Genomic DNA, 26,827 nt, shown 5'->3' with positions numbered 1-26,827 from the left:
AGAAAATAATGAGATATTTAAATTATATATTAATTCTCTTTACAGTAGTAATGTTTAATTCTTGTAAAGAGAAAGAGGATGTAGTATTTGACAAAAATACTACTACTCCTTCAGTTCTTTCATCTACAGATTTGAAAGATCAGTATACGCTAACAAAAGAGACTGCTGAAAAAGAAGACGATGAAGAATTGTTTGCATCTTTTGTTTGGACAGAAGCAAACATGGGTGTTTCAGCTTCACTTGTATATCAATTACAAATTGGATTAGGTGATAACTTTGCTGATTTAACATCAGATGTTAAAGTGTTGACAGATACTACGTTATCTAAAACAATCAACAAGGCTTTAGGTGAACTAAATGCTGATACAGCATCATTCAATGATGTTACAATCAGAGTAATTTCAAAAATCGCAAACCAATCTAACAGCGGTACTGTTGCTACTACAATTTCTAATGTTTTAACAACAAGCGTAAAGCCCTATCCTTCTAACCAAAAATTATTCTTGGTAAAAGGTCCTGAATTCAAAGTAGAAGACAGTAACTTATACATGATCTCATCTAATGCTGATCACAAGTATGCTGGTACTTTTGAATTAGAAACAGGTGTAGAATACAAGTTTGTATCTTCTGACAAAGAAGACGAGTTGCCAGAAAACTTAATCCTTTACGGTGTAGATAGCGAAACTGATCCAACAAAATTAGTAGCAGGTAGTGATGTAGCTTTTACTGTTGCTGAAACAGGTAAATACAGTACTTCAGCAGACTTAAATGCGGGTCCTGATTACGGTAAATTCGAGTACGCTAAAGCGCAACCTATCTTATGGGTTCCAGGTTCACACAACGGTTGGTCACATGATATTGAAGATGCAGATCCAGAAGATCCAACTTCAATGACTAAAGTGAATCTTGTATCAGAAAACAATGATGGTGTTTACACTGGTAAAATTTGGTTAACAGCTGAGTTTAAATTCACAAACCAACCAAACTGGGATGGTACAAACTACGGTTCTGTTGACGGTGCTAACTTTGATTTAGATACTGATCCAGGTGCAGGTAACCACCACGTAGATAACTACAATGGAACTGGTTTATACACTTTGGAAGTGAATGTAAATACATTAAAATTCAAAATTCTTGAATTCCAAGGACCTCCAATTGAAATTCCAGAAGAAAATGCATTATTCATCGTTGGTGACCACAATGGTTGGAGATTAAATCCTTCTGATAATTTAGTAGAAACTGCTGAAGGTTCTAACATTTTCACTGGTTACCAAAACATTTCTGATGCATTCAGATTACAAAAAGCGGTTGTAGATACAATTGAAAACAAATTAGTAGCTACAAATACTTATGGTTCTCCTGAAGTAACAGAAACAACAGACCCTAACAATCCTTACTTAGAAGGTTTTGTAGAAGAAGACGGTTTATATACTTTCAGAGCTCCTGTTTCAGGAACATATAAAGTACATGTAGATTTGGGTGCAGGTTCTTATGAATTAGAACACTTTGTTCCAGCTTTAGTAACTGCTCCAGCTAACAGAACAGATATCGTACTTGAAAGTGATGAAAGTGCTGCTACTACATTTACATGGACTGCTTCTATGTATGGTAAAGAAGATGTAGATTCTTACACTTTACAAGTGAAATCTTCTGGTGGAACGGCAGTATTAGCTACTGGAACAGCAACGACTGTTGATGTTGCAGCAAGCATTTTGAATGGTGCAATCTTAGGACTTGACGGTGCTGAAATTGGTGTAGCTTACGGTGTTGATGTTCAAGTGATTTCACACAGAGCAAATGAGCCAGATTTAGTTTCTGCACCTATTGCCATCACAGTTACTCCATATGAAGCTGCTCAAGCGAAATACTGGTTAGCTGGACACTTGAATGGTTGGAGCCACAACGAGCATGATGTTGTGAACTTAGCAGATGCAGCAACTAAGACGTATAAAAATACACTTTGGTTTGCAGATGGAGCTTTCAAAATCTCATCTAAAAATGATTGGACTGGTACAAACTACGGTTTTGAGTCAGAAGGTAAAGTTTCTGCAACAGGTGGTGATATCCCTGTAACTGCTAACCATTATGCAGTAGAGTTTAACCCTGAGGCACTTACTTATTCATTAACACCATTAGTATGGGGAGTTATTGGTAGTGCTACTCCTAATGGATGGAACGGTGAAACAGCAATGACTTTCGATGCTGCTGCTAAAACATGGACTTGGTCAGGCGATCTTACAGAAGGTGCTTTCAAATTCAGAGCAAATGGTAGCTGGGATTACAATATGGGTTCTAGTGACGGAAGTACTCTTGAAAATAACGGAAGTGATATTTCTGTAGCTGCTGGTAACTACACTATCGTAATGACTTACGATGAGAGTGCTAAGCAATTCACATATACAATTACACCAAATGTTTTCTAATTGAAAAATAAGTAATTACTTAAAAGCCACCTCTGGACATTTAATGTTCGGAGGTGGCTTTTTACATTATAAGGTAGTTGTTGTTGTTGTTCTTTTTAATACTCTCTCTTTTTTTAATTATTTCAAGTATTTTTTACATTTAAAGTGCATAATGTTATAAAGAGTATTTAATAGCATTGTAATTTATTGAATATCAATGGTAAATCTGTTAAATTATTAATACGCTATTACACTTTATCTATTCTATACTTTTACTACACATGAAGCAGCTTATATTTATAGATGATGATCAGTTAGTAATTGACATCTCTAAAATAATAATAGACTCCTTGCCAGAAACTGCCAATATCGATAAGTTTTATTTCAAGAGCGGTGATGCCTTTTTACAATCCATTGATACCATTGATCTATCAAAAGAAAATGTGATGTTTTTAGACTTGAATATGCCTGGCTTAGACGGGTGGCAAGTTGTGGATGAAATGAGCGAGAGAAAACTCTTGGATTATTTTGAAATTTATGTTTTAAGCTCAAGTCTGCATCCAAAAGACAAAGAGAGAGCTGAAAAACATCCTTACATACAGAAATATATCGAAAAACCACTCTCTAAATCAAAAGTGAGAGAATGCTTAGGCATTAATATTTCGGTATAAAAAAGAGCGGTAATTAATACAAAATGATTAATTACCGCTCTTTTTTATTTAATATTTTTTTGAGTAGTGGCTATCTTTTCTAACATCTGATTTAGTTTTTCAATCACCCTATCTTCTTCAAAAATCTTATTATCAACGGTGAAGAAAACCGTTTCTAGCAACTCATGAAATCCAATTTCAATGAGTTCACCATACTCAATGTATCTCATGCTCCAATCCTTAAACACTCTTTCCGTTTTTGGAGGGAAGTGTATTGATTTTAATATGGTGTGTCTTTTATCATTGTGAAGGTTTTTGATTAGCTGTTCAATCTCCTTTTCAGGACCTTCAATATATTGTATAAATGTTTCTTTCTTATAGGTTAGATACCCCGTTATACTATGTGCTAGATTTTCCCTTTTCGCAATAGTTTGTATATCCCTTAAAGATTCTGTTTCTATTTCGTCATTGGTTTGACTAGAGTAAATGTATGATGATATCATTATTCTTTTGGAATGTTAATTGAAAACGTGGTCCCTTGATTTACTTCTGAGGAAACTTGAATATTTCCTCCAGTTGCTTCTATCTGCGTTTTTGTCAAAAACAGACCTAACCCTCTAGCATCTTCATTATGATGAAAGGTTTGATTCATTCCAAAAATTCGGTGACCATACTTTTTAAGATCAATTCCTCTGCCATTATCTTTTATCTTAATGTAGATGAATTTTTTCTCTTGATAGGCTTCCACTTCAATTTTTGGCAACCTCTTCGGAGCTCGGTATTTGATAGAATTACTTAGTAAGTTAAGAAAAATACTTTTCAAATACTCCTCATGATAATTGATTGTCAAATCTTTTTCGACATCAAGACTTATCACAACACCATATTTATTGATTTGTCCCGATAGAATATCCAATACTTTCATTAACTCATCTTTCACGCCTATTTTCTGACGTTCAAGCTTTGTTTTTTGTTGTACTTTAATGGCGTCAGTCAGGTTGTTGACCGTATTTTCTAACTGTACCAATGCTTTTTCAAACAGCGTCAGATAGTTTTCTTTGGCTTCCTGCTTTTCCTCGTTCTGATAGAGTTCCATTAGAGCCAATAAATTGGATAAAGGAGATCGTATATTGTGTGAGGCAATGTAGGTGTAACTCTCAAGTTGTTCATTTTGAACAGCAAGTGTCTGTGCTGTTTTTTCAGCCAACTCTACCGTCTCTTCCCACTGAGATTCTATCGACTTGTTGTAAGTATTGTCAAATACAATGGCAAGCACTTTAATATTTCCATTTTTAGCATTTTTGTTGAGGCCAGTGACATTAAGATAAATAATCTGACCATCATTCCTCTCCACTCTAATAGTAATATCAAATTTCTTCTCTACATTTTCAAAGATACTTTTAAAAGTAGTATGATCATCAGGGTGAATAAATGAGATGAAATCTTCTATTTTAATCGTATTTTTAAGAGAATCTAACCCGAGCCAATTCAATAAAGTATCATTGACCTTAATATGGTTTGGCTCATCTTGTATCACTTTGATAGTGCCAAACTGATTGAGTTCAGATAAACCTTGGTAGGTAGAGGTAATGTCTTCTAATGACTTTTCTCTGTTGTATTTATTGGTGATATTTTCAATGCTTCCGTACATCCCTACGGTTTTTCCATTTGCATTTTTCTCAGCAAGGCAAATGAAGTTGTAGAAACTATCATTGATGTGTAAAACAATATCAAAAGGGTGTCCACTATTCAGACATTTATTGATTTTTTCAGAAAACAGCTTGCTATTTTCAGGTTGTAATTGTGATTCAATATTTCTCCATAAGAAAGAGTCATAATGATCAAATTTGAACAGTTGTTTGATATTTTCTGAAAAATTGAAAGTATTTGTATCAGCAACCCAATTCCAAGTTTCAATATTCAACAATTTGAAATATTGAATATAATGGTTTAGTTGGTCTTTTAATAAGTGATTTTTGTGCTTTAATAATTTAATCGGTTTTAGTGAACTGATAGGAATAAATGAAAGGATAATACCGTCAGTATTGCTCTTTCTATCACCAGAAGGAGATACTCGAAGTAAATAAGTTCGATCTTCTTTTGTTTTGACCTCGTGTTCTTGAATCTTATTTTCAAGTACGGCTTTTTCAATCGTAGCAAGTAGCCCCCCCTCAATTTCGAAGAAAGTATTGAACTGCATGATATTACGACCAATATCTTCTTTCTCAATTCCAAAAAACTCAGAAGTATTTGGAGCAATTCTTCTAATACTAAAATCTTTATCAAGATATAAACTCGCTATCCCTGCAGATTGGAAAAGGTTGATGAAATCATCATTCAGTACTGAAATTTCATCTAGTTTGTCCTTATATTCTTGATTGACAGTATATAGTTCCTCGTTGACAGATTGTAATTCCTCATTACTGGATTGAAGCTCTTCATTAGAAGACATCAACTCTTCATTATTGACTTGATAATCTTCATTGATTCTCTCTATCCTTCTATGGGCAATCTTTAATTCTTGATGGAGGTGTTTTATTTCACTCTTAAGGTTTTTGATCGTACTATCTTGTTCAATAACACTTTCGTTATCGTGTTCTTTACCATCAAAAAACTCTAGTATAAATAAGTCATCATTTGTTTCAGTCTTTAATCTTCTGATGATGATGTCGGTACTGATTTTAGTTTGAGACTGTAATTTAAGGTTGGAAATTTTTCTATTCTTTCCATCCTCCTTAGCCTTATTTATTGTTCGAACAATGTCAATGTAAACATCAAAATCAAAAACTTCCTTTAAAACAAGTTCATTTTTAGGAAACTTGAGGTATTTACCAACTTCATCAGAAGAAAAAACTAATTGTTCTTTGTCATTAATAACAATGATAGGCTGACAATAATATTCAATTAATTGCTTTTCAATATTTTCATATTCAAAAGAATCTTTGTTTACTACTTGCACTCTATTTTGTTTTGGTACTTTTATTTTTTTTGCTTTAATATTGCTCGATTTGTCAATCTCAAAACCCCTGAATTTCTCAGTTAATTTAAAGAATTTATGTTTGGCATTTTCTTCTACTAAATATTTATCGGAAAAATTCTTTTCTGATGGCCCTAAAAATAGAAAACCATTTTTATTGAGTGAGAATTTGATAGTATTGAGTATTTGTTGCTGTACTTTTGGTTTAAGATAAATCAATAAGTTTCTACAAATCACTAAATCGATATTGAGGAAAGGGGGAGTAGAAAGAATATCATGCTGTACAAAGGTGATGATATTTCTCAACGATTCCTTTACGTGATAATAACTGCCTATTTTATCAAAATATTTAGAAACATACAGTTTAGGGATACTTTTTACATCTTCAGTATTATATATTCCCTCAGAAGCTTTTTGAATGGACTGAGCATTCAAATCAGTAGCAAATATTTTAATTTCTTTGAGTTGGTCTGAATCCTTTACACTTTCTAAAACCATCATGGCTATAGAATACGCTTCATGACCAAGGCTGCAACCAATGGACCATATGCGTGTGACATCTTTTTGGATGATTTTTGGGACAATATTTTTTTCTAGATAAACCCATTCATCCCCGTCTCTAAAGAAACTTGTAACTCCAATTAAAAAACTTTGAGCAAGCTTTCTACACTCAAAAGGGGAGTTTTCAAGAAGGCTGTAATATTCATTAATAGAAGTAATATTTTGATATTCCATCATTTTTAAGACTCTTCTATAAAGGGTCTGTGGCTTATATGCGGAATAATCAATATTCTCTTGTTGACCTATTAAATCTAAAATATTTTCAATTTTATGATAATAGCTAAGGTTGATTTCACCATCCCCATTAATGATGTTAGAAAGTGAGTCAGCAATTTCTTCAGCACTGATAATAAAGTCGATTTTAGCTGACTTTATCGCAGAGAAAGGCATACCATTGAACTTCGCAGAGTTGGGGTGTTGTACAAAAGTGATCCCTCCATGCTCTTTTATGGCCTTTAAACCTTCGGTGCCATCGCTACCTGTTCCAGACAAAATAACACCCACAGCCTTCTTCTTATATTCTTCGGCAAGACTACTGAATAATGTATTTATAGGGAAAGTCAATTGCTTATCATTTCTTTCTTGATTGATAAGCATTTTCTTTTTTATAGTTAAGGTAGAGTGGTTATTGATGATGTAAATATGATTCGGCTCAATAGAATGTGTCGAGTTTACTTCAATAACCGGTAAGTGTGTAATTTTTTGCAGTAGTTCAGGCATTAAACTTTTATGTGATTGAGACAAATGTTGTACAATCACAAATGCAATTCCTAAATCAGAGTGATAGTTTTCAAAAAGGCTTTTGATAGCCTCTAGTCCTCCTGCTGAAGCGCCAATTCCAACGACATAATTTGTTTTATCAGTAAGAGTCATTTTTTTATCGGTTTTTTATTCGTTTACAAATTAATTGAGTAGGATTGCATATCCTAATTTATATTTGTTTAATCTAAGTTGCGTTAAACCAAATTTGTAATATTAAATAAATAATAATCTAATTTTTATTAAAGTAAGTAATATGCTGACCATAAAAAAAGTACAAACGGCAGAAAGTATTGAAATTGTTGAAAAACTTTCAATTGAGATATGGAATGAACATTATGTAGCAATAATTGGACAAGAACAAGTAGATTATATGTTAGAAAAGTTCCAATCTGTTGCTGCTATGAATCAACAAATACAAGAAGGCCTAAACTACTATTTATTCTACTTTAATGAGGAGCCCGCAGGGTATTTAGGATTTAAGTTTGAAGAGGAACACCTTTTTCTGAGTAAGATTTACGTACTCGCAAAGTTTAGGGGTAATAAAATAGGAAAAGCAGGTTTGGACTTTGTTACGATTGAAGCCAAGAACAATGAGAAAAAGGGAATACGTTTAACTGTAAATAAGTATAATACGAATTCTATTGAAGCCTATAAGAAAATGGGCTTCGTACAAATAGATGAGGTCGTTGCTGATATTGGAAAAGGCTACGTAATGGATGATTATATACTGTTGAAAAGCCTGTAAATGACTGTTTTTAGACAAAATTTAAATTTGAAAGGGTAAGAACCGAACAATTATCGTTTAATGCCGTATCTGTCTATTAACAATGTTTTTCATTTTTAACGCAAGATTGTCATGTTTTGTCACGTTGGTAAAATAAAACCTTCTGATATAACTCTATCTTTGTAAGTGCTTTAGATAATGAACAAATTTATGAAAACCTTATTATTATTACTGATCAGTTTTGGTCTTTCAACTTCGCTCAGTTTCGCTCAAGATTATTACGTTTTACATATTAACGGAACAATAAAAGATATTAAATCACAAAGAAACCTTATGGTGGGAGATGTGATCCATTCTGATACAGAACTTGTCTTTTTTGAGTCTACAGCAAAAGCTATTGTTATTAGTAAGGAAAAGGGGAGAATGCTTTTAGATGGCTCAAAGGCCAAAGATAACCGTCATGGTGAATTTGAAGCCTTATTAACGCAGGTGATTATGCCTGTTGCTGCTGATTTAAATATGAGTAGTAGAAGATTAGCAGAAGTACCTAATGAAGATATCAAAGATATAGGCGGTTATTTTGGAGAAAACCAAAGAGTAATTTTTGGAGATGAGTATACCCTTCATTTGGATAAGGAAGTCTTCAAGAAAAAAGGTGGATCGACTTATATTTATCGTTATGAGATCAACAATCAAGCGATCAATAAAGTCTTAAAGATTTATGATGGAGAATTGTTATTGAACAAGGCAGCCTTATATCCAATAGATCAATATGATGTTCCTGAACATGGTTCAGCTGTTGAAATCTATATTACTAATGTAATTTCAAAGAAGTCAGAAAAAATAGCCTCTTTTAAAGTATGTTTCCTAAATGAGAAAATGCTTTATAGAGAAGTTCAGACTTTAATTAAAGTTTTGGACATCAAAGGTAAAGATGATGCTATTTTAGAAGAAGTTGATAAGTACGTTCAGGGTACTTATGGAGAACCTTTTGAAGGCGAATTGAAAAGTTGGTTGATCAAAAGAAAAATCATTCCCGCTACAGTAGATCTGAAATGAAGGGAAAGGTAAAGTAAGGTGTTTGTACTTTACCTGAAAAGTGTATTTCGAAAGAGGTACACTTTTTTTGTGCTGTTGGATTAAAATGAAAAAGGTATGCGGAAAATCCACATACCTTTAACCTTAACCAATAAACAACACATAAAATAAACACATGCTTAAAGCTATGAGGATTTACACCTCTGCTGTCTGTATTAGAATTTTCATCTAATTCGACGTAGCTTTTCTGTATTTGAACTACAAATTTAGTGTATATTTCAAAAATTTGAAATCTTTTTAAAGTTATTAATCCATATTTTCAATAATTGTAATAAATTTGGGTTATTAATGAAGTGGATTTAATAAAATGGCAGAACTAATGGAAAAAATACCTGAGATTGACCACGTGGATATTAAAATTCTGTCCGAATTGCTGAAAGATGCGAAGACTCCTTATACTGAAATAGCAGAAAGAATCTTCGTTTCGGGTGGTACGGTGCACGTGAGAATGAAAAAAATGGAGAAGATGGGTATCGTCAAAGGATCAACTTTGGACCTTGATTTTTCAAAATTAGGGTATGATATCACGTCCTTCCTAGGCATATATTTAGAAAAGAGTAGTTTATACGAACAAGTGTGTGAGGATTTGGCTAAGATTCCAGAAATCTTAAACTTACACTATACTACTGGAGATTGGAGTATTTTTGTTAGAATCGCTTGTCGCGATACAAATCATCTTCGTCAGGTGTTGCATGATAAAATTCAAAGCATCAACGGGATTACAAGAACAGAAACTTTCATCTCTCTAGAAGAAAAGTTCAACAGACCATTAGCGTTTGATGAGTCTGATATGACTGAAGAAATCGTATAACGATCTTTTTTGAATTAGACCTAATTGGAAAAAAATAAAGAGTTAAAATAAAAGGCGGAATTCATTTACCGTGTTTTATTTTAACTCTTATTTTTTGTGCCTTTTTTTCTTTTTGTATATACACATCCATAAAATAGACGAATCAGCCTTACCTTTTTTTCCGAACACGAAGTAAAACCCAATTGATGCATTCCTTATTTTATCAAACTATGGTATTACATCCATCTTTAAAGAGACATCTCTGTGAACTTGTTTACTCAAACTAAACTGACCACGTAAAGGTTATCATTTTTGAATGATCTTCAATCTTACCTTTGATACGTAATAAAAAGTCTTTGAAAGAGGTTGAAACATTCGGTGAGATCCCCTTCATAGAGTTTAACACTTTAGCAATTTGATTTGAGCTAGTTTGAGCAAATCAAACAAGTCTCTATCACTCAATGAATGAGAAATGGGAAATGATTTGGGAAAACCAAAAAGAAGTAGTGAATAACTATTATGCTTCACAATGGAATGCACTGACAAAGAATAAAGATAAGTTGGTGTTAGAGTTTAGATTATTTAATGATGGAATATCATTCCGTTACAGGGTATTTAATTTCACTTTGGAGAACAATTATTGTTGGTGATAATGTTGAATATTTGCTGGAATTCACAATGGTATTAAACTAGAATGAACACAATGTATTGAAAGAAACAGATAGGACTCAACTGATACATTTAGTCAGTTCAGAGACTGATAGAGTTGCTAATATACTAGGTCTAAAAAAAATAGATTTACACTTATCAAAGCAAAAATTCCACCTGATGTAAAAGGTTTTGAAAAGCAGTTGATGAATACCTCATCGATCTAATAGAAATCACTACACTCTAAATCAGGCTATCGCCTATTTGTGATTTTTAGGACAAAATGAGGAAGAAGGAAATTTGAAAGTAGATCCTGTAAATGCTTGTAGAAAGAGTGATTGAGAATTGACGAAAAGCACTACTTACTTAACAAAGTATGAAATAATTAAGGGTTAGACTAAAATGGTAGTCTAACCCTTAATTATGTTTAAAGAACAATTGTTTCGAAATTAAATTCCTACATTCCACTCTCGCATCATCTTTTTGATACTTTGCTTGATTGGATCATTGCTCTCTGCATTATTCATCACTATACCGATAATCGGTAAGAAATTATCATCATAATTCATGGTCCATACAGGACGACCATAGCATGCATTAGGACAAATTAGCCATAAGAAGTCTGGTTTCTGATGGTCCCTTTTTTCTCCAATTACCCTTACGCAAGTATAATATTTGAAAGAGGATTCCTTAAGATCTTGTTCCAGTACTGTTTTAGCCATTTTGTATTTGGCATCCAAAATACCATATCGTAATGATAGGTGAGGATCGCAGTATTCCAATACAAAGTCAGGCGTATAGTAGAAACTGTCTCGATGTGGTTTCCCATGCAATACTAAGTGTGTATCTCCTGGTTCTCTACCAATTTGTGGTTGATAGAGTAGGTTCATTTGCCATTTACCATTAATTGGCTGTATGGAAACACGCTTAGGGATAAATTCGCCTTCCTCAGTGTCGCTTATTTCCAATTTATAATTAAAGTCCTTGAAGCATTCCAACAACGCATCATATAACTGATAATAAGTATACAACTCGTAAATTTGATCCAGAAAGGAAGTTTTAACGGCTCCCGTATCGTTTTGAGTATCTAACTTAAGGTTGTAAACCTGAAGTAAATTCAAGAAGATATTGGAATAGACATTCACTGAACTAAAACGCTTGGTCAAAAGGGGAGGGTGAACATTAGGTGTCGTATTGGGGAAAAGTTGCATGTATTTCCTTTCCAATCTGTACAACCTCGTTCTAATGTCTTGTGCGTCTTCAATAGCCTGAGCATTAATGATCACTTGAGCCGATTCAAAAGTGGCGTATCCGCTTCCCTCACTCTGAATAAGGCTTTTTTGCCCATTGATTCTTTCAATATGACTAATAAGGTCATCGACAAGTTTTCGCGCCCAATAGAAACCTCCTAGAATGCACTCATTTTCATAAGTTGCATACTCCATTTTAATTACTGGAGCATCAATTCTGTCTATAACAGTGTATTGCCCATCAATCTCAATGGCGTCAGGATGATCTTTTAGTGAATCATCAAAATACAATTCATCAAGATGTTCTAACAGCCAATCAATACTTTGCTCATCAATATTAGCGGTGGCAAAATCTTGGATTTCACGGTCTTGAATAGTACTGTATCTTGGGCTATGTGCTAAGGCTGGCAGAATGTTTTCCATCTCGTTGATAAACTTCTCCAAAGGAGAAAGCCTAGTCATACTAATAGTGGAATTGTTCTTTTCTCCACCTACTTCTTCTTTTGTGAAAAGTTGGAGGATCAATGATTTATTCTTACGGTAAAGGTAAGTAATCATGCCTTCTGCATCCTCACTACTCAATTTAGAAGCATCTACTCGAACTTGAAAAGAATCTTGATCTATCTTTACTGTAGCATGTCCTAATTGGTTGGAGAAATGTTGCCCTAACCCTACTTTGACGATGCCGATTTGCTCGTCGTGAGTAATAAGGGATTTATCGACCTCAATTTCATCAATAAAAACATCCGTACTGACAGGAAGTTCAAAATAATGAAATTCTAGTTCATAGAAATGATGCTCTAAAACGACGTGGAAACCGTCGATTGGGAGCACCTCTTCTCTTTCTGTATTGTAAGGTGGAGCACTATCTTTTCGAATATGAAAAATTTTGAACTCCATATTTATCCATCTATTGAGAAATAATTGTAGAAGTGATGGTTGAAGCCTTCTTTACCGCCTCTTTCCAACATTTTCTGTAAGGTCCATTCAGCGTGTGAATCTTTTAAAGCAAAGCTCTTTACAATTTCTAATAAAGCTTTAATACCTTCTCTAGATTCAGCACCTTGAAGATTAATTCTTGTGAATACTCTTTGAGCTAAGCAATAATCCAATGGCCTGAATTGCTCATTCATAGCAGAGTGAGCCAAATTACAGTATTCAATGACTGCTTTTCGAGTACGTAAACTAATCTGAATACCTAAATTTCTTAATTCTGAAGCAATTTGCTCGAAACGTTCTTCAAGTTCTGTATCAATAAATTCTAATTGATCAGGAGCTAATTCTTGTTTGAAATCTTTTAACTCAAACAATGAACGAATGTTGTCAAATGGAATTTCAAAAGGTTCAGGCATTATAATTTCAGACCCGATCAAAGGCATATTACTTCTTGGAAGATCCAATCTAATGATATGACAACGGTCCAATAATCGTGGAGAGATTTGCTCCGTTGTAGAATCTAGGTTAAGTGTGCCTAAGAAACGTAAATTGTTGGCGTACTCAATCGATTCATTATTACCTAATGAAATCTTTAATCCCTTGTCTAATTGTGCTTTAGAATCCGTAAGCGAATAGAATGAAGCCCAATAATGTTCAATAGGGCTAAGATTCGCTTCATCCAATAGACAATAAGACATTGGAGATTGTAAGTAAGTAGAATTATTGAATTCACCGTCCAATTGCTTTAAGAGGTCATACAAATCGGTATTTGCTCTCTGAAAACGTTTTGAAAGTGGATTAGCAAAACCAATGATATCTTTTTGTGAAGACCAACCTCTAGCGACAGAAATCTCTGAGTAACGATCTGCTTTTGTAAGTGATTGGATCATGTATCGACCCAATGACGTTTTACCAGAACCTGGAGGGCCCCAAAGCAACGTTAAAGAGTTTTGATGCATGGAGATCAGTAAGTTAGCAATGAAGTGATCCGGATAACTTCTCCCCAAACGTCCCAATCGCTTATGAAGCTTTTGCGATAACTCCTTTAGTGTCGTAATCGCAGTTGGTTTCTCAATTCTATAGTCCTTGATGTCCAATACTTCAATCGCTGGAGTGTTCTTCTTTGAATTGGCAGAACCATTACTGAAAACGTCCAATTGCATTTTGGTTTTCAATAAATTCTTCAGCGCTGTATCGGCATCTTCTTGAGCTTTTACAAACTCTTCTTTTAAGGCTGAAATTGAGATTTCTAAATTATGTTTGATCTCCTTGGCATTATCAATTTCTTCATTGATACGAGCAAGGTTGTCGAAATTGTGGGCCAATTCAATCGCTTCAGCACGATCGGAAAGTTCTTCGCGTACTTTTTCCAATTTGGATAAGCCTTCTTCAATTTCTTTGTTGATGGCAAACTCTCTTTCCTTCTGAAGACTCTCTCTAATTTTCTGCTCATTGGCTTTCAAATTATTAATGCCTTCTTCAAGATCTTGCATTTCTTCCTGCAAACGTCCTGTCTCTTTTCTGACAAGGTCACGTTCTCTTTTCTGCTGAGCAACGGAATTGTCTAATTCCAGCTTCTCATTTTGAAGTGAGTCAAGACTAGCTTTGAAAAAGTCATTCTCAGCTAAAGAAGTAACGAATTGCTGAAGATACTGCAGGTTCTCCTGCGGTTTTTGGAAAAGCTTCTCCAAACGTTGATAACGCTCCTGAAAAGAGTGAATGGCATTATCTTTTGAGATTGCCTTCCAAACTTTATCGGCTACTTCTAACGATTGCTTTTTATTCAATTGCTCTTCAGCCCATTTGAATAAATCTTGTCGGCTGATAAAGTCAACGGTATCTTCAATATAGTATTCAATATCATGCGTGCTTCGGACTAACTTACGTTTTAGCCCTTCTTCCGGCATATTGAATTCCAGAAAAGCTTCTGATGGTAGGTTGTAAGCTTCTACACTTTTACGAACACCTGTAGCTGATAAGCGGATTGCTTTGGCTTCAGTACTCGTTTTAACACCTACAAAAGGACCGTAAATTAATCCATCTTTAGATTCTACGAAAAACTTACGTTCTTGAGCGACATACACCTCGTTGATGATGTCATAATAATGTTTATCTGGATGAAACAGGTGTAATTCAAAGTCTATTTCACCAGGGAAAATTTCTAATAATTGATCTTCTGAAAGTGCACTTAAGCGATCAGCGTGTGTTATATGTTTCGTTAAAGAATGTTCCTTATTATGCTCATCATCATCTGTGAGCTGTTTATTGGGTCTAACACCTTTAACTTTTATTAATTCCTCTAACTTAAAATCCGTTGTTAATGTATAAGGCGCACTCGCCAAAAATATGGATTCACCTAATTTGTTAATATCTAACTTAAACCAATCTTCACCATCGAAATAAAATAAAGGAATAATAAATTTTTTATGCTGCTTAAAATTCTGAGGGTGCTGAGCACCAATTATATAACTATCTTCTCCTAATGCTTTATAACTTTCATAATCGTCAAAAATTTCATCTAATTCTTTAATTTTCATTTTAAAATGTGTAATTGTAATATTTATTTATTCTTGAAAAATAGTCAATGTTACGCATTAATAAAAGTGATTTTTTTTAGTTTGTTTACTCTGTGTTCGATAAGTTTGTGTTCTATTTGACTTGAAACCTATTCTTAATGAAAAAACTTCCAGATACTTTAGTCATCGCCTCCGTTATTCTATTAGTTTTTATTGGTCTAACTTGGCTTATTCCGGCAGGAGAATACAGCAGAGAGCTACTCAATGGTAGAAATATTCTAGTACCCGGTTCTTACCAAGAAGTGGAGGCTTCTCCGCAAGGTATTACTTCTTTTTTTACTGCTCCTTTGAAAGGTTTTATTTCTGCTTCAGAAATCATTGCCTTTATTTTTGTAGTAGGAGGTGCTTTTGGAATGATGAACAGTACTGGAGCGATTGAGGCAGGTTTACAAGGTTTGGTCAATTGGAGTAACAAACATACGCTCTATAAAAAGATTGTAATCCCTTTTATAACCGTAATATTCTCTATTGCAGGGGCAACTTTTGGTATGTCAGAAGAAGTTTTGGTTTTTATTCTGGTGACGATTCCGATGGCTAAGGCCATGAAATTAGATCCGATTGTTGGAGTAGCCATACCCTTTGTGGGAGCAGGAGTAGGTTTTGCAGGTGCGGTGAGTAATCCTTTTACTATTGGTATCGCTCAAGCAATTGCAGAAGTACCGTTGTTTAGTGGTTGGCAATACCGAATTTTTGTTTGGGGAGTATTTACCACAATTGGAGTGGCTTACATTATGCGTTATGTGTTGATGATTTCCGCAGATCCATCAAAGAGTTTGATACCTGGGAGTGTAGGATCTGATCAAACTTTACAAAGCGCTGAAAAAGTAAATTTGACATGGCAAAGAATACTCGTTCTTCTACTTTTTTCCCTTGGTATAGTACTTTTAGTTATTGGCGTTGCGAAGTATGAATGGTATATGATTGAAATCGGAGGACTATTTTTTGCTATCGGTGTCGTATCTTGTTTGGTCTGTGGGGTGAATTTGGAGAAGATGAACGGCAGTTTTGTAAAAGGGGCCAAAGAAATGATGACAGCTGCATTAGTGGTCGCTTTTTGTAAAGGGATTTTAATTATCGCTTCAGACGGAAAGATTATAGATACAGTTTTAAATAGTATTGCTACAGCTGTAAATGGATTGCCTAAAGTGGCTTCAATTGAAGCAATGTTCTTGTTTCAGAGTTTCTTAAATACCTTTTTGCCATCCGGAAGTGGACAAGCAGCTTTGACCATGCCTATTATGGCTCCATTGAGTGATTTATTGGGTATTTCGCGTCAGATAGCCGTATTAGCATTCCAATTTGGTGATGGTTTAACAAATTTGATAATCCCAACAAGCGGTGTGACAATGGGCGTTTTATCCATTGCAAAAATACCTTACGACGTTTGGGTGAAATGGATGGGGCCTCTTCTAGTAATACTCATGGTAGTCGCAGGTATTTTATTATTAGGACCAATGTATTTAGGAATATGGTAGCAAAATATCAGAAAGTATTAAGTTATAGCCTTAAAGGCGTTGCAGTACTTTTTGCTATTTATGCCCTTTATCAGTTTTTAGTTTATGCTCCTTGGGAAAAGGTGAGTATAAAATCTCCCGTATTTTTAGCTTTAGCATTTATACTGATGCCTTTAAATTGGATGTTAGAGTCTAAAAGGTGGCAGATATTATTAAAACCACTATTTGAAGTCTCTTTTATTCATGCTTTGTTAGGTGTCTTATCAGGTTTAGGAGCGTCTTTTTTAGCAGGAAAAACCTTAGGGAATGCTTTAGGAAGATATTGGGCAATTCCCAAATCAGTGGATAGAAACCAATCTATAGGAGCACTTTTTATTAGTCAATTGACTCAAGGTATCCATACATTTTGGATTGGTATTCCTTGTTTACTTTGGTTCTTAAGAAATCACATCATTAAAATTCAGCATGAGTATTGGCTATTAGGGATAATTGTCTTTTTTCTTCCATTTCTAATTGTAATTGGGAGACAAGCCCTTCAAAATGAAAAAGTGATTCGTTTTTTTGAACGCTATTTTTTAATACTCAAAGCATATACCTTGAAGTTGTTGATTACGACAACGGTTTTAGGTTTCGTACGTTATTGTGTTTTTACTTTACAGTTTATTTTCATCATACATTCTATTGACACCATAATCTCTCTTCAAGTTCTGTTGATCATAGTTCCAGTGATCTTTTTGATTAAGACAGTATCTCCAAATTTAGGTGGCTTTTTAGATTTAGGAATTAGAGAATTATCCACTTTATATATTTTTGAATACTTAGGATTGGACCCTAATACCGCATTAGTTTCTGCATTAATGATTTGGTGTATCAATATTTTGATTCCTTCTTTGTTAGGCTTAGGAATACGATGGAAATTATAATTTAAGATACATTTCTTCTCATACTTGGATCTAAATAAGGATCAGTAATATGGTTGATAAACTCTTTTGCAATTTGCGTTAACTTAGATGAATTATTCTCTCGTCCTAAGGTCAATGCATTATAAACAGCATAGGTTTTTCTAAAATTCATTCCCGTGAGCGTTGCTGTTTGTTCAAAAGGTCTGATAAAATCTTCCATTGTAAAACTATTAGCATCTGACTTTTGATACGCTTCTTTGGGTCCTCCAACAGTGATGGCTGTTAAAAACTCTTTTCCTTTTAATTTGTCTCCATTCATTCCAAAAGCAAATCCATGGTTTAATACATTTTCCATGTAGTTTTTTAAAATGGGAGAGACATTATACCAATGCAAAGGAAATTGAAACACAACTCTATCTGCCCTTAAAAGTGCATTTTTTTCGAAATGAATATCAATTCTTCCGTCAGGGTACATTTCGTTCAACGGGTGGAAATCAATAACACAAATCTTTTTGATTTCCTCAACAAATCTCCGGTTAATTACGGATTGGTTGTAATTAGGGTGTGCAAATACAACTAAGATGTTCATGGTATTGGGTAACTTTTAGTAATTAGGTTTAACTCATTGTATTAAAAATGGTTGGTCGAAGCAAAAAACTTAACAATAAATCTTTATTCAAGTCTATAAAAAAATAAGATATTACTATGGCATATTGCTAAATGGAAATTATATTATAGTGAAACTATTGATGAATTTTATAAACCATTGATTATGAAGCCTTCATGGACTAATTTTCACAGTCATACTTTTTATGATGATGGAAAATCCCCTTTAGAAGATTATATAGTAGCGGCCATCGAACAAAATGTGAGATCGTATGGATTTTCAACGCATTCACCTGTCCCTTTTCCTTCCACTTGGAATATGAAAATGGAAAATTACAGGGAATACCTAGCGGAAATTGAGCGTCTTAAAGAAAAATATAAAGACCAAATACAGATTTACGCAGGGTTAGAAGTTGATTATATTGAAGGAAGATGTGGTGTCCATAATTTTCGAGAATTAGATTACTCAGTAGGTTCGGTACATTATGTCAATCAGTTTGAAGACGGTAATTATTGGGAAATAGATTACACTAAAAAACATTACGATAAAGGGCTGCAGGAAATTTTTGGAGGAAGTATTCAAAGAGCATTTCAAAGATATGTAGACCTGAATATTAAGATGATTGAAGAAGATACACCTACGGTATTGGGGCATTTGGACAAAATGAAAATGCACAATTCAACAGGGAAGTGGTTTGAGGAGGAGGAAGAATGGTATCAAGAGTTGATTGAAAGATACTTGGAGGTAATCAAGGAAAACAACATTATCGTAGAAGTCAATACAAGAGGGTTCTACAAAGGGTATTCTCAGCTTTACCCCAGTCCTTGGATTTTAGAGAAAATTTTAGAAAAAAATATTCCTATTACTTTAAGTTCTGACGCTCATACTACTGCAGAAATAACAAAAGGTTTTGCAGAAACAGCGTTACAACTCAAAGAAATAGGATTCAAAACGATGCATGTACTTTGGGATGGGCAATGGCAACCTTTCTCTTTTGATGAAAAGGGTGTTTACCTACCTTAACTGTATTTTAATATTTCACATACTGTCCCAAGTTCACTTTTTCCTTGGAAGGGGTAGCAATGTAATTTTCTAAAGCAAATGTAGAAGATTCAAAAGCAATCTCTTTCCATGGAATTTCATCCAACTCAAAAAAACGTACTTCTAAGCTTTCAGAAGTTGTTTTTTCATATTCTTCAGAAGTTAAATCCACTAAAAATAGTAGGTATACTTGGTTGAAATTGGGTAATGAGAATACGGTATGTAAGCGATTAACTTCACCTTTCGCACCTGTTTCTTCATATAATTCTCTCAAAGCACCGTCTTCTGGGCTTTCACCATTTTCTAAAAATCCGGCTGGAAGGTTCCAAAAACCATATCTTGGCTCAATGGCTCTTTTCGCCAACAAGACTTTTCCCTCATAAATCGGAACACATCCGGCAATAATTCTAGGGTTTTGATAATGTATGGTATCACAATTCGGACAGTAATAACGATGTTTATGATCTCCTTCTGGAATAATATACTCTAGTTGCCCATTACCGCAATTGCTACAAAAATTCATGCTTTGTTTTATGATTAAGTTATTTCTGTCTGATTACCTAAGTACTAAGATAAAGATGAGGTTGTTTTTCACTTACTTTTTTAATCCTATATACTTCATATGAATAGTCTTGAAACCAAAATTTATGCAAAACGAGGTTTCAAACCTCTTCAAATTATAAAAAACTTTACAGAATAAAGAAAACTAATTTTTAATCCAAACGAAAGTAACTACTTTTGATCTCGATTATAAACACTCATTTATATTAAACAAAGTACTTTACTATAAGTTTTCGGTTTTTATCAAATCACCGTTTTTTATAACAGGTACTTGCACACACAAAACATAAAGTAATCAGGTATGTCTAAAAACGTAATACGTAAAAAGGACTCATTAGAGTATCACGAGTACCCTAATCCAGGTAAAATTGAGGTAATACCTACTAAAAAAACCAAGACACAACGTGACCTTTCTTTAGCCTATTCTCCAGGTGTTGCAGATCCTTGTTTAGAGATTGCAGAAAGAAAAGAAGATGTTTATAAATATACTGCTAAGGGTAACTTGGTAGGGGTAGTTTCCAATGGTACTGCCGTTTTAGGTTTAGGAGATATCGGACCTGAAGCATCAAAACCCGTTATGGAGGGTAAAGGTGTATTATTCAAAATCTTTGCAGGAATTGACGTTTTTGATATTGAATTAGATGCCAAAGATCCAAAGAAATTTATAGAGGCTTGTAAGACACTAGAACCAACTTTTGGTGGAATCAACCTTGAAGATATAAAAGCACCAGACTGTTTTGAAATTGAGCAGACATTAAAAAAGGAAATGAATATTCCTGTCATGCACGACGATCAACACGGTACAGCCATTATTTCAGGAGCTGCTTTATTGAATGCTGCTGAGATTATTGGTAAAGATTTAAAAGATTTGAAAGTGGTAGTGTCAGGTGCTGGTGCATCGGCGGTATCATGTATTAATATTTTCTTTGAATTAGGAGTTCAAAGAAAGAACGCAATTGTTTGTGACAGTAGAGGCGTAATCCGTAAAGATAGAGAAGGTTTAACGGGTAACAAATTGGATTTAGCAACTGATGTTGATGTTCATAATTTAGAAGAAGCATTGGTAGGAGCGGACGTATTCCTTGGTTTATCGAAAGGAAATGTAATGACAGCGGAGATGTTGAATTCTATGGCTGAAAATCCTATTGTTTTTGCTTTGGCTAACCCTACTCCAGAGATCGACTATGATTTAGCAATGAGCACTAGGGACGATGTAATGATGGCTACAGGCCGTTCGGATCATCCTAACCAAGTGAACAACGTATTAGGTTTCCCTTATATTTTCAGAGGAGCTTTGGATGTAAGAGCTACTGAGATCAATGAGGAAATGAAGTTGGCTTGTGTAAGAGCCATTGCAGCATTGGCCAAAGAGCCTGTTCCAGAAGCAGTAACTCAAGCGTATAATGTAGATCGTTTGATTTTTGGAAGAGACTACTTTATTCCAAAACCTCTTGATACTCGTTTGTTGACAACCGTAGCACCTGCAGTGGCTCAAGCCGCTATGGACAGCGGTGTAGCTCAGGCGACGATCGATGACATGGAAGCTTACAAAGAGGAGTTGATCCAGAGAATGGGTACTGGAAATGACATTATGCGTCGTTTGGGTGTGAAAGCCAAAAATGCTTGTAAGCGTGTTGTATTTGCAGAAGCAGATAACCCGCACGTATTAAGAGCTGCACGTATTGCCATGGACGAAGGTATCATTGAGCCAATCTTATTAGGTCGCCGTTCAAGAATCAAAGCCATGATTGAGGCATTGGAATTGGATGAATTGATGAATGCAGAAATTCTGAATCCAAGATCTGATGACAGTAAAGAAAAGCGTGAAGAATACGGTCAGAAATTCTATGCGAAACGTCAAAGAATGGGTACTACCTTGTATGAATCTCATGACTTGATGAGTAAGCGTAGTTACTTTGCTTCTATGATGGTTGAGCAGGGAGACGCTGACGCAATGATTGCAGGTATTCACCGTAATTATATTTCATCATTAGCACCTTCGCTTCGTGTAATAGGTACTGTAGATGATAAGCCTGTAGCCACAATGTATATGGTATTAACGAACAAAGGACCATTATTCTTTGCGGATACTACCATGATTGAGAACCCTACAAAACAGGAAATTGTAGAGATTACGGAGGCGGTAACGAAAAGAGTAAAAGAATTCTTTAAGTTAGAACCAAGAGTTGCATTGCTAAGTTACTCTAATTTTGGAGCATCGAAGAAAGGTGATGATGCTTCTAAGATGAGACAAGCAAGAGAAATCTTGAAAGAGAGAAATCCTAACTTGGTAGTGGATGGTGATATTCAAGCCGATTTTGCATTAAATCCTGAGAAAACGAAAACAAATTTCCCATTCTCGGAGTTAGCAGAGAAAGCTGCAAATGTATTGATCTTCCCGAACCTTTCTTCAGCAAACATTGCATTGAAAATGTTAGAAGAGGTTTCTGATTCAACGGTTGTTGGTCCAATTGTAATGGGGATGAAGAAGCCTGCTCACGTATTGGAGATGGGAGCCAATGTACAGCAGATTTTGGATATGATCACAATCGCAAATCTTGATGCTCAAACGCAAGATGAAAATGAATAAGTCACTGAATATTTAGAAGAAAGAACGAAAAATAGGGGCGGCCAAATTTTCAAAATGGTAATGAAAGTCACCGTATTTTTTACACTAATTCTACTTATTTTGTAATAAAAACATACTTTGAAAGGGATATTTATAAGAAATATCCCTTTTTCTTTTGAAATATTTATTTTACTGCTTAAAATTGCATGAGACCATAGGCAAAATGGTCTTTTCATTTTTACTAATAGTATAGTAAATCGATAGGGAATAAGATATAAAACTAGTAATATACTCATCATGAGAAGCTTTAGAACCGAACTTGAAAACCCAATAGTCGAACAGGATATTTTGGATTTAGAAAAGAAAATTAGACTGTTTCATGAGGGAAATATTGACGATGAAAAATTTCGTAGCCTTCGTTTAGCGAGAGGTGTTTATGGTCAACGTCAGCCTGGCGTTCAGATGATTCGTATTAAGATTCCTTACGGTAAATTGACGATGAGACAATTGAACCGTATTTGTGAAGTTTCTGATACGTATTCTAATGGTAAATTACACATTACTACTCGTCAGGATATTCAAATTCACTACGTTTCTTTAGATGATGCTCCACAATTATGGGCTGAGTTAGAGAAAGACGAAGTTACATTAAGAGAGGCTTGTGGTAACACAGTAAGAAACATCACTGCTTCAGAAAAAGCAGGTATTGATGCAGAAGAGGCATTTGATGTAACTCCATATGCTCACGCTACTTTTGAGTATTTCTTAAGAAACCCTATCTGTCAAGAGATGGGACGTAAGTTTAAGATTGCGTTCTCTTCATCTGAAGCGGATACAGCTTTTGCTTTCATTCATGATGTTGGAGCTATTCCAATTGTAAAAACAATTGATGGTGAAGAAAGAAGAGGTTTTAAAGTATTAATCGGTGGTGGTTTAGGTGCACAGCCTTACATTGCTGAAACTGCTGCTGAGTTTATGGAAGAGGAAAAGTTAATCCCTTTCATTGAGTCATTAGTAAGAGTATTTGACCGTTATGGTGAGCGTAACCGTAGAATGAAAGCAAGAATGAAGTTCTTGTTACAGGATATCGGTAAAGAAGAATTATTACGTTTAGCGGAAGAGGAAAGAAAATCATTAAAGAATCAAGAGATTTGGGTAGACAGATCTAAAGTAGATTCAGTGGTTCTTCCTCAAGAACACGCTGCTGTTGAAGTAGAAGTTACGGATGAAGCGAAATACCAAAAGTGGAAAGAAGCTAACGTTTTTGCTCAAAAGCAAGAAGGTTTCTACGGTATCTTAGTACGTTTGACTTTAGGTAACTTCGATACAGCAACGGCAAGAGAATTAATTAAAATCGTTGAGAAGTATACTGCTGACGATTTCAGATTAACAATCCGCCAAGGTATCTTATTAAAGTATGTTCGTGAGCAAGATTTAAAAGCCATCTACAATGAGTTGGATAAAATCGGATTTGCGGAAATCGGTTATGATACAACAGCAGATATCACAGCTTGTCCTGGTACTGATACTTGTGTATTGGGTATCTCATCAAGTACTGGTATTGCAAGAGTTTTAGAAGATTTAGTAAAAGTAGAATATCCTGATTTAGTGACGGATGATACTTTCAAAATAAAAATTAGTGGATGTCCAAACGCATGTGGTCAACACACGATCGCACAATTTGGTATTCACGGTAGTTCGTTAAGAAATAAGGCGAACAAAATGTTATTGCCAGCAGCTCAAATCTTATTGGGTGGTGGTTTTGACAGTACTAATACACCTCATATTGCTGATAAAGTGATCAAGATTCCTAGTAAGAGAATCGAAGACGCTTTTAGAACGGTAGTGGATGACTACGATGCAAACGCAACAGAGGGAGAGTACTTCGTAGATTATTACAAGCGTCAAGGTAAAGATTACTTCTATGAAATCTTAAAACCATTGGCAGTATTGGATGATCTTACACCAGAAGATTACTTGGATTGGTACACTGAAGAAGATAAATTCCAATTGCATAAAGCAGTAGGTGAGTGTGCAGGTGTAATCATTGACCTTGTACAAACATTGATCTTCGAAGCAGAGGAGAAAGCAGGTTGGGCAGAAGAGGCCTTCAAAAAAGGTTTATTTGCTGATGCGATCTACCATGCTTACAGTAGCTATGTAAACGCAGCCAAAGCGTTGCTTTTAGATAAAAAGGTAAAATTAAACAGCCACATGACGGTGATTAACCGTTTTGCAGAACACTATGATGCTCAGTTCAATTTTGCTGAAGGGTCTTTTGTTGATCATGTATTAAGAATCAACAAAAACGAACCTTCAGAAGAGTTTGCCAAACAATACATTGAAGAAGCGAAAGTATTCTTAAATGATGTTTCAAACTTAAGAAAAGAGGATTTAGCGACTGAAGACGCCTAGATACTACTATACCCCTGATTGATGTAAAAGTCAGTCAGGGGACATTTATTCGATTAACAAACGAACACCAAGCGAATCACTATGACAAAGACTATACAACCAGAATTAACCCTTGTTGGGGCAGGGATTGGAGATCCGGATTTGATTACGGTAAAAGGGATGAAAGCACTAAGAAGAGCTGATGTGGTTTTGTATGATGCTTTGGTCTCAGAAGAACTCTTGGAATATGCACCCCAAGCCAAAAAAGTATATGTTGGTAAAAGAGTTGATCAACATTCTTTCAAGCAAGAAGAAATCAATCGCCTGATTGTTTCTCATGCTATCGGTGGAGGTCACGTAGTTCGTTTGAAAGGAGGTGATCCTTATGTTTTTGGTAGAGGGCACGAAGAGATGCTTTATGCACAAAAACATGGTATCAGAGTAAATTTAGTGCCGGGTATCAGCAGTTCTGTTGCTGCACCAGCATTACAAGGAATTCCTGTAACGAGAAGAGGAGATAGCCAAAGTTTTTGGGTCATCACTGGAACAACAAAAGAAGGTGATGTATCTAAAGATATTGCGTTAGCCGCTCAGTCTTCAGCAACAGTAATCATTTTGATGGGTACTAAAAAGATCGATCAGATCATGGATAGTTTTAAAGCGGCAGGAAAAGAAAATACGCCTGTAGCCATTATCCAAAATGCTTCAACTCCACAAGAGAGAATAGGTATAGGTCATGTTCATGATATCGCTGATATAATGAGAAGAGACAATTTAGGTTCTCCTGCGGTAATCGTAGTTGGTGATGTGGTAAGACATCACGCTAAATATCCAAATAGACTTTCAGATGTAGTGGTCAATGCATAGAAATGATCAGTGTGTACGTGGCGTTGTGTGTTTTAATTATCAATTAGAGGCATACATCGGTTAGTGGTTCAACAGTGTCGTTGCGTACCACTGATTGTTTTGACTCATTTTATTTTTGAAGAGAGCAGGATATAGTTTCCTGCTTTTTTTATTTCTTTTTATTTTTGAAATATTGAGTTTTTTAGCCCATTAAAAGAAAACCTTACGATGAACTAAACACTAGTAGCTCAATATTTGTTGTATACACAAAAAGATTTTTAACACTAAAAAGACTTCCTATTATGAATCATATGTTCCCCATATTTATAAAAATGGCAGATATTTCTACACTAATAGTAGGAGGTGGAAATGTAGGGCATGAAAAATTAGAAGCTATCTTAAAAAATAGCCCTAATGCAGTGGTTACAGTAGTATCTATCGATTTTGGTGAAGCGTTGTTAGATTTAGCAAAGGACTTCCCAAATGTAACATTACATAAAAAAGGATTTGAATTCTCAGATTTAGACCCACATCATATAGCACTATTAGCAACAGATGATTACGGTCTTCATGTGGAAATTCAAAAAGAAGCTAATAAGCGAAAAATGTTGGTCAATGTAGCCGATACTCCAGACTTATGTGACTTTTATTTAGGATCTGTAGTAACAAGAGGTGATTTGAAAATTGGTATTTCTACTAATGGAAAATCGCCAACATTGGCAAAAAGAATGAGAGAGTTTTTAGAAGATGCTCTTCCAAATGAGACACAAGAATTATTAGATAACCTGAGAACAATCAGAGATAAGCTGAAAGGTGATTTTGCTTTTAAAGTAAAAAAACTTAACGATATCACTCAGCAGGTATTTGATAAGAAAGAATAAAACACTGATGACACAATGATTTAAAATTTTAAGTTGTTGTGTCTTTTTTTTATAATTGACGATTCATATTTGATAAGCAAACTATATAATAACCAATGAATACTACTGACAATCATATTAATTACTGACCTTTCGCTCACCAAAAATTTGCGAATGGTAAAAGTATAAATATAAGGATGCTAAATTAAGCTGTTTTTA

19 protein-coding genes are annotated in these 26,827 nt (G+C 34.8%); 13 read left to right on the top strand and 6 right to left on the bottom strand.

Annotation, left to right across the window (positions count from 1 at the left end; genetic code table 11):
- Positions 1–8 precede the first annotated feature (8 nt).
- Entirely contained in the window at positions 9–2,423 is a 2,415-nt protein-coding gene (locus IC221_RS18555) for a SusF/SusE family outer membrane protein (protein ID WP_188170399.1), read from the top strand.
- 260 nt (positions 2,424–2,683) lie between these two features.
- Complete coding sequence (locus tag IC221_RS18550) at positions 2,684–3,073, top strand: response regulator (RefSeq protein ID WP_188170398.1); 390 nt, start codon at positions 2,684–2,686, stop codon at positions 3,071–3,073.
- A gap of 44 nt (positions 3,074–3,117) precedes the next feature.
- On the opposite strand, the gene IC221_RS18545 is transcribed toward IC221_RS18550, so the two are convergent.
- On the bottom strand, positions 3,118–3,555 hold the full coding sequence (locus IC221_RS18545; RefSeq protein ID WP_188170397.1) for a BLUF domain-containing protein: 438 nt from the start codon (positions 3,553–3,555) through the stop codon (positions 3,118–3,120).
- Positions 3,555–7,463: a chemotaxis protein CheB gene (locus IC221_RS18540; RefSeq protein WP_188170396.1), complete on the bottom strand. Its 3,909-nt coding sequence runs from the start codon at positions 7,461–7,463 to the stop codon at positions 3,555–3,557. The genes IC221_RS18545 and IC221_RS18540 overlap by 1 nt, the downstream gene beginning before the upstream one ends.
- A 142-nt stretch (positions 7,464–7,605) precedes the next feature.
- On the opposite strand from IC221_RS18540, the gene IC221_RS18535 reads away from it, so the two are divergent.
- The 4 genes from IC221_RS18535 to IC221_RS18520 all read left to right on the top strand — a co-directional run bounded on the left by IC221_RS18535 (position 7,606) and on the right by IC221_RS18520 (position 10,614).
- Positions 7,606–8,097: a GNAT family N-acetyltransferase gene (locus IC221_RS18535; RefSeq protein WP_188170395.1), complete on the top strand. Its 492-nt coding sequence runs from the start codon at positions 7,606–7,608 to the stop codon at positions 8,095–8,097.
- A 189-nt stretch (positions 8,098–8,286) separates the two neighbouring features.
- A complete protein-coding gene (locus IC221_RS18530; protein ID WP_188170394.1) occupies positions 8,287–9,135 on the top strand; it encodes a hypothetical protein in 849 nt (282 codons plus the stop codon).
- Between the two features lie 358 nt (positions 9,136–9,493).
- Positions 9,494–9,985, top strand: a complete 492-nt coding sequence (locus IC221_RS18525) for an Lrp/AsnC ligand binding domain-containing protein (protein ID WP_062615428.1) — start codon at positions 9,494–9,496, stop codon at positions 9,983–9,985.
- A gap of 440 nt (positions 9,986–10,425) precedes the next feature.
- On the top strand, positions 10,426–10,614 hold the full coding sequence (locus IC221_RS18520) for a glycoside hydrolase family 97 N-terminal domain-containing protein (protein WP_188170393.1): 189 nt from the start codon (positions 10,426–10,428) through the stop codon (positions 10,612–10,614).
- Positions 10,615–11,061: 447 nt separating this feature from the next.
- On the opposite strand, the gene IC221_RS18515 is transcribed toward IC221_RS18520, so the two are convergent.
- Together IC221_RS18515 and IC221_RS18510 are read right to left on the bottom strand one after the other, a co-directional pair.
- Positions 11,062–12,762, bottom strand: coding sequence for a hypothetical protein (locus IC221_RS18515; RefSeq protein WP_188170392.1), 1,701 nt, complete (start codon positions 12,760–12,762; stop codon positions 11,062–11,064).
- A gap of 2 nt (positions 12,763–12,764) precedes the next feature.
- Entirely contained in the window at positions 12,765–15,335 is a 2,571-nt protein-coding gene (locus tag IC221_RS18510; protein ID WP_188170391.1) for a hypothetical protein, read from the bottom strand.
- Between the two features lie 137 nt (positions 15,336–15,472).
- Here IC221_RS18510 and IC221_RS18505 point away from each other — a divergent pair, with 137 nt between their 5' ends.
- Both IC221_RS18505 and IC221_RS18500 read left to right on the top strand, forming a co-directional pair.
- Positions 15,473–16,849 (top strand): YfcC family protein, encoded by a 1,377-nt coding sequence (locus IC221_RS18505; protein WP_188170390.1) that lies wholly within the window; start codon positions 15,473–15,475, stop codon positions 16,847–16,849.
- A complete protein-coding gene (locus IC221_RS18500) occupies positions 16,843–17,751 on the top strand; it encodes a lysylphosphatidylglycerol synthase domain-containing protein (protein WP_188170389.1) in 909 nt (302 codons plus the stop codon). Before IC221_RS18505 ends, IC221_RS18500 begins: the two co-directional genes overlap by 7 nt.
- Before the next feature lies 1 nt (position 17,752).
- On the opposite strand, the gene IC221_RS18495 is transcribed toward IC221_RS18500, so the two are convergent.
- The gene (locus IC221_RS18495) at positions 17,753–18,319 is read right to left on the bottom strand and encodes an NAD(P)H-dependent oxidoreductase (protein ID WP_188170388.1); all 567 of its coding nucleotides are present in this window, start codon (positions 18,317–18,319) and stop codon (positions 17,753–17,755) included.
- A gap of 183 nt (positions 18,320–18,502) precedes the next feature.
- Between IC221_RS18495 and IC221_RS18490 the strand changes: the two genes are divergently transcribed.
- Positions 18,503–19,360: a histidinol-phosphatase gene (locus IC221_RS18490; protein WP_188170387.1), complete on the top strand. Its 858-nt coding sequence runs from the start codon at positions 18,503–18,505 to the stop codon at positions 19,358–19,360.
- 7 nt (positions 19,361–19,367) lie between these two features.
- Here the strand turns inward: IC221_RS18490 and IC221_RS18485 are convergent, their stop codons facing one another.
- Positions 19,368–19,901, bottom strand: coding sequence for an NUDIX hydrolase (locus tag IC221_RS18485; RefSeq protein ID WP_188170386.1), 534 nt, complete (start codon positions 19,899–19,901; stop codon positions 19,368–19,370).
- Between the two features lie 339 nt (positions 19,902–20,240).
- Between IC221_RS18485 and IC221_RS18480 the strand changes: the two genes are divergently transcribed.
- From IC221_RS18480 to IC221_RS18465, 4 genes are all read left to right on the top strand, one after another.
- Complete coding sequence (locus IC221_RS18480; RefSeq protein ID WP_188170385.1) at positions 20,241–22,529, top strand: NADP-dependent malic enzyme; 2,289 nt, start codon at positions 20,241–20,243, stop codon at positions 22,527–22,529.
- A 276-nt stretch (positions 22,530–22,805) separates the two neighbouring features.
- A complete protein-coding gene (locus IC221_RS18475; RefSeq protein WP_188170384.1) occupies positions 22,806–24,923 on the top strand; it encodes a HEPN domain-containing protein in 2,118 nt (705 codons plus the stop codon).
- 81 nt (positions 24,924–25,004) lie between these two features.
- Positions 25,005–25,769: a uroporphyrinogen-III C-methyltransferase gene (gene cobA / locus IC221_RS18470; RefSeq protein ID WP_188170383.1), complete on the top strand. Its 765-nt coding sequence runs from the start codon at positions 25,005–25,007 to the stop codon at positions 25,767–25,769.
- A 281-nt stretch (positions 25,770–26,050) separates the two neighbouring features.
- Positions 26,051–26,629, top strand: a complete 579-nt coding sequence (locus tag IC221_RS18465) for a bifunctional precorrin-2 dehydrogenase/sirohydrochlorin ferrochelatase (protein ID WP_188170382.1) — start codon at positions 26,051–26,053, stop codon at positions 26,627–26,629.
- Positions 26,630–26,827: the final 198 nt, after the last annotated feature.

Source organism: Flammeovirga sp. EKP202 (genome assembly GCF_014534745.1).
In the GTDB taxonomy this organism is placed as follows: Bacteria; Bacteroidota; Bacteroidia; order Cytophagales; family Flammeovirgaceae; genus Flammeovirga.
The sequence above is the reverse complement of the archived record's forward strand: the minus strand, read 5'-3'. Positions and strand labels throughout refer to the sequence as shown.